This is a genomic window from Microcystis sp. LEGE 00066, from assembly GCF_015207925.1.
Taxonomy (GTDB): Bacteria; Cyanobacteriota; Cyanobacteriia; order Cyanobacteriales; family Microcystaceae; genus Microcystis; species Microcystis ichthyoblabe_A.
In genome coordinates this window covers 1-4,041 of record NZ_JADEVX010000279.1, presented here as the reverse complement: position 1 = coordinate 4,041, position 4,041 = coordinate 1, and the positions used below count along the sequence as shown (strand labels likewise).

Genomic DNA, 4,041 nt, shown 5'->3' with positions numbered 1-4,041 from the left:
CTTTGCGCCCCTACAGTAACGGATTTTGTCCACAATGTAGGGGCGAACTGCGTTCGCCCAAAAGGTACATTATCAAAGCGCAAGTCCATAAGGGGGGTGCTGATCCCCCCTGCTACCTTGATAAGGGGGGTGTTTGACAACTTTTAACACCTACCTACTTATACTTATAATGAATCAACCTAACGAAATTCAAAGGCAGCAACATCAGAGATTTACAGAGATTTTTAATCAGGGAAAACAGCGTTATATTCAAGCTGTCGGCAATAGCAAAGGCTATCTTTCCAGTGTCAAAGGAAAAGATTATTTATCAGACGAAGAAAGAGAAGAAGCGAAACAATTACTCAAACAAATATTCCAAACCCCAACAATCCAAGTTAATCAGTGCGATTAAAACATGGCTAGAGGAAATAGAGGTTTAAGCGATGGTTAATCTTCTGGATCTTAGTCAGTTATACTAAGTATATCCATAACTTATACTTTTTAATAGCAGAACCGACTGAAGAGCAATATTTACCTATTCAGGTATTAGATACCCTAGCTGATTCATCTGCCAACCTAACTTAGTTGGCTGCTGATAAACCTTTTTTAAAGTGTTAATATCCCGGCTAGAAATCGGGGCAATATCTCTAGTTTGAGCGAAATACATCACATCCGTCTCCAGGGGACTATGACCCCAAATTCCCAAAGCGTGACCTAATTCGTGCCGCGCTGCCGCTAAGGCCGACCGATCGGCTAAATTGGGACTAATCTGGATACTCATCCGATGAGTTAGGCGATTTTCCTTGACAAAAATCTCGTATTGTGTTATGGCAGAACGCACCCGGGGCAGTTCTAACTTACCGGTTTCGGCATTAAAACGAACCCCCGATGGCGGTAACTCCCTTTTAATGAGGATATCGGCCAATTCTGCCCGATTTACTAACTCGATCGGCAAATACTGCCCCCATTCAGCGATCGCCTGTTGTACTAAACTCAGCCAAGAACTGCGATCGCTCTGAAGATAAATCTTCACGGGAAATTGCGACCAAATCAACGCCCCCACGGGACTGATTTCCACGGCATCAAAATAATCCCCGGACTGGTTTTGCTCTTGCCATTGGGCTAAATTAGCGGGTAAAGGATGGGTTTTTAACTCCGGTAGCGATCGACTGTCGGCAATCAGAGAATAGGAAAACAGCAAAAGACTCGCCAAGGCTGCGAGTCCTAGAAAAGAGAACCGACCTCTTAGCATTTAGCGATTTAACCAGCCGGCGCTCAGTACAATGGTTAGGGTGATAAATACCGTCCCCAAGGCCCAAGTCACCTGATTTAGGGTTTTTTCCGCCGTTTTTGCGCTGGTAAAAATCTGTGATTGACCGCCAATACCGCCAATACCATCCCCTTTGGGACTGTGTAATAACACCAAAATCGCCAGAAAGGCCGCCGCCAGCGCCCAAATAATCTGTACTACCAGCACCACTGTCATGATCATTACTCTCTATTTTCCATTACAAAGTATAGCAGTTATCAAGCCGTCAGCTTTGAATTAGTTATCAACTGGAGTCCTCTTCATCCTCTATATCCTCAACTGTTAGTGGTGCTTGGGCGCTATGGCGAACATATAATACATAAACCGTACTATCTCTAATTGTAAAAAGCACTCGATAGACATTTTTACCTTTCCCATAAAAAAGTTGTCGGACTTCTTTGGGTAGAAAAATCGTCTGTTCGAGCGCTAAAGCACAACGAGTTGGTTTCTCTTGCAGAGTCGCAATAGCATTCATTAATCCTCGAAACCAACGGTCAGCAAACTCAGCATTATAAACTCGATACCAGCGATAGGCTTTTTCGATCTGTGCCGTGGCAGTTGGGGTAATTTCAACCTGAAATACCATATTTTTCGGCCATTTCTTGGGCAAAATCGGACAGAGGACGGGTTTTCCCGCAGTTCATCTCCTCGAAACCTTGCTGAATCCCCTCAATGCTCTCTAAATACTCCATCAGTTGTCTGAGCTTGCTAGGATCTATTTGATCGAGAAAAGTCACCAGCACTTGTGAGCGATCGCTAATATCATTGGGTAACTCGGTTAGGTGTATTTGTCCATCTCGATAAACACCTTCGATGGTTTTCAGCATAAAATTCCCCTTTATTGACTTTTTACTCGTTAAAGCGAGATGCGGACGGGAGTGCGACTGGCTTTAATTTCCACTTCGGCCGGTTTAATCAGCGATCGCCCGGTCATTTCTACTGGGACGGGAATTTGGAGAATTTCCAGAATAGTGGGGGCAATATCGGCTAAACGACCATCATCCCGCAGCTGCACATCGCCACCGTGGCCGGGTATTTTTCTCCCTTCCCCTTCAATTAAAATTAAAGGAACGGGATTAGTCGTGTGGGCGGTCCAAGGATTACCCGACTCATCCACCATCGTTTCTGCGTTACCGTGGTCCGCAGTGATTAACACTGTTCCCCCCAATTTATTGACGCTACTTAACAACTTAGCCAAGCATAGATCCACCGTTTCCACTGCTTTCATGGCCGCGTCTAAAATGCCCGTATGACCCACCATATCCGGGTTAGCGTAATTGACTACCACAAGACTATAGATCCCCTGTTCGATCGCCCCACAGACCGCTGCTGTCACCGTGGCTGCCGACATGGCCGGTGCTTGGTCATAGGTGGCGACTTTCGGACTAGGAATTAATTCGCGCACTTCTCCCTCAAAGGGTTTTTCTAATCCCCCATTAAAAAAGTAGGTGACGTGGGGATATTTTTCGGTTTCTGCACAACGAAACTGTTTTAACCCCTGTTGAGCGATCACCTGTCCTAAAATATTATTTAAATTCTGGGGAGCAAAGGCCACATCTACCGGTAATTTCGGATCGTATTGGGTAAAAGTGACAAAACTGAGGGGAGAAATTAAATCTCGATCGAAATCTTCAAAATCGGGCATAGTCAGGGCATAACACAACTGTCTAGCTCGATCGGGACGGAAATTATAGAATATCACCCCATCGCCCGCTTCGATCGCCCCCGGGGCAATTCTGGTGGGGGGAATAAATTCATCGGTAATATTTTGATCATAAAATGCCTGTAATACTTCTGTGATCGATCGCCCGTCGATACCTTGATCACTGGTCATCACGTTATAGGCCTTTTCCACCCGATCCCAACGGCGATCCCGATCCATGGCATAATAACGGCCACTGAGAGTCACCATGCGACCGAGTTCGATTTTATTAATATGTTCTTGAATCCGTTTAATAGCTGGCATTCCGTCGGTGACGTTGGTATCGCGACCATCGGTGATGACATGAATGCAGACATCGCTAATCCCTTGCACTTTCGCTAAGTCTAATAATCCCAGCAAGTGATCGAGATGGGAATGGACTCCCCCCTCAGAACACAAACCAATCAGGTGTAATTTGCTTTTTTTAGGGCGAATCTCGTCGCATAGTTTTAATAAAGCCTGATTTTGTTGAATCGAACCATCTTCGATCGCGTCGGAAATTCGTACTAATTCCTGTGGTACAACTCGCCCCGCTCCGATATTCAGGTGGCCAACTTCCGAGTTGCCCATCTGTCCTTCTGGTAGTCCCACATCCTTAGCGGAGGTGCGGATTAAGGTGTGGGGATAAACTTCCCAGAGACTATCCATAATCGGGGTTTTCGCCATTGCGATCGCATTATCCGACCTTTGCGGGCGATAACCCCAACCATCAAGGATAACCAGTACGACTGGGGATATAGGTGCGTGGGTCATGATATACAGTCCTAAATTAAGAGTGGATTTCCATGCACTAAGATAATATCATCGAAACTTCAATTGATCACCGGTGTCCAGGCGATCGACCCCCTAATGTCAGCAAATGATGGGTATGTCTCAAAAAAACGAAACAACTGCTTTAATAATCGCTCTTTTAGCCACTGCGAGCATTTTAGGTGGGGGTTACTTCTGGCTACAAAGTCAATGTGCCGCAGGTCAAGAATTCTTTTTCTGTGGCAGCGGTAAAAGTCCGCAAAAATCCCCCACATCGGAAAGTGCCTCCTCTCCCCTACCC

General features: G+C 45.7%; 6 protein-coding genes and 1 pseudogene. 2 read left to right on the top strand and 5 right to left on the bottom strand.

The genetic code is table 11. From position 1 onward, the window contains the following. Window positions 1-169 precede the first annotated feature (169 nt). Window positions 170-391, top strand: coding sequence for a hypothetical protein (locus tag IQ224_RS22305; RefSeq protein WP_002745398.1), 222 nt, complete (start codon window positions 170-172; stop codon window positions 389-391). 123 nt (window positions 392-514) lie between these two features. Here IQ224_RS22305 and IQ224_RS22300 read toward each other — a convergent pair whose 3' ends face one another. From IQ224_RS22300 to gpmI, 5 genes are all read right to left on the bottom strand, one after another. Continuing rightward, entirely contained in the window at window positions 515-1,231 is a 717-nt protein-coding gene (locus IQ224_RS22300) for a peptidase (RefSeq protein WP_036401598.1), read from the bottom strand. Continuing rightward, window positions 1,232-1,465: a preprotein translocase subunit SecG gene (gene secG / locus IQ224_RS22295; RefSeq protein WP_002736485.1), complete on the bottom strand. Its 234-nt coding sequence runs from the start codon at window positions 1,463-1,465 to the stop codon at window positions 1,232-1,234. A gap of 67 nt (window positions 1,466-1,532) precedes the next feature. Then, complete coding sequence (locus IQ224_RS22290) at window positions 1,533-1,874, bottom strand: type II toxin-antitoxin system RelE/ParE family toxin (RefSeq protein WP_002745405.1); 342 nt, start codon at window positions 1,872-1,874, stop codon at window positions 1,533-1,535. Continuing rightward, window positions 1,858-2,115, bottom strand: coding sequence for a hypothetical protein (locus IQ224_RS22285; RefSeq protein WP_002745406.1), 258 nt, complete (start codon window positions 2,113-2,115; stop codon window positions 1,858-1,860). The genes IQ224_RS22290 and IQ224_RS22285 overlap by 17 nt, the downstream gene beginning before the upstream one ends. 29 nt (window positions 2,116-2,144) lie before the next feature. After that, on the bottom strand, window positions 2,145-3,743 hold the full coding sequence (gpmI, locus tag IQ224_RS22280) for a 2,3-bisphosphoglycerate-independent phosphoglycerate mutase (RefSeq protein WP_194033507.1): 1,599 nt from the start codon (window positions 3,741-3,743) through the stop codon (window positions 2,145-2,147). Window positions 3,744-3,849: 106 nt separating this feature from the next. Between gpmI and IQ224_RS22275 the strand changes: the two are divergent. Further along, window positions 3,850-4,041 (top strand): annotated as a pseudogene (locus tag IQ224_RS22275) (phosphate ABC transporter substrate-binding protein); the annotation flags it as partial.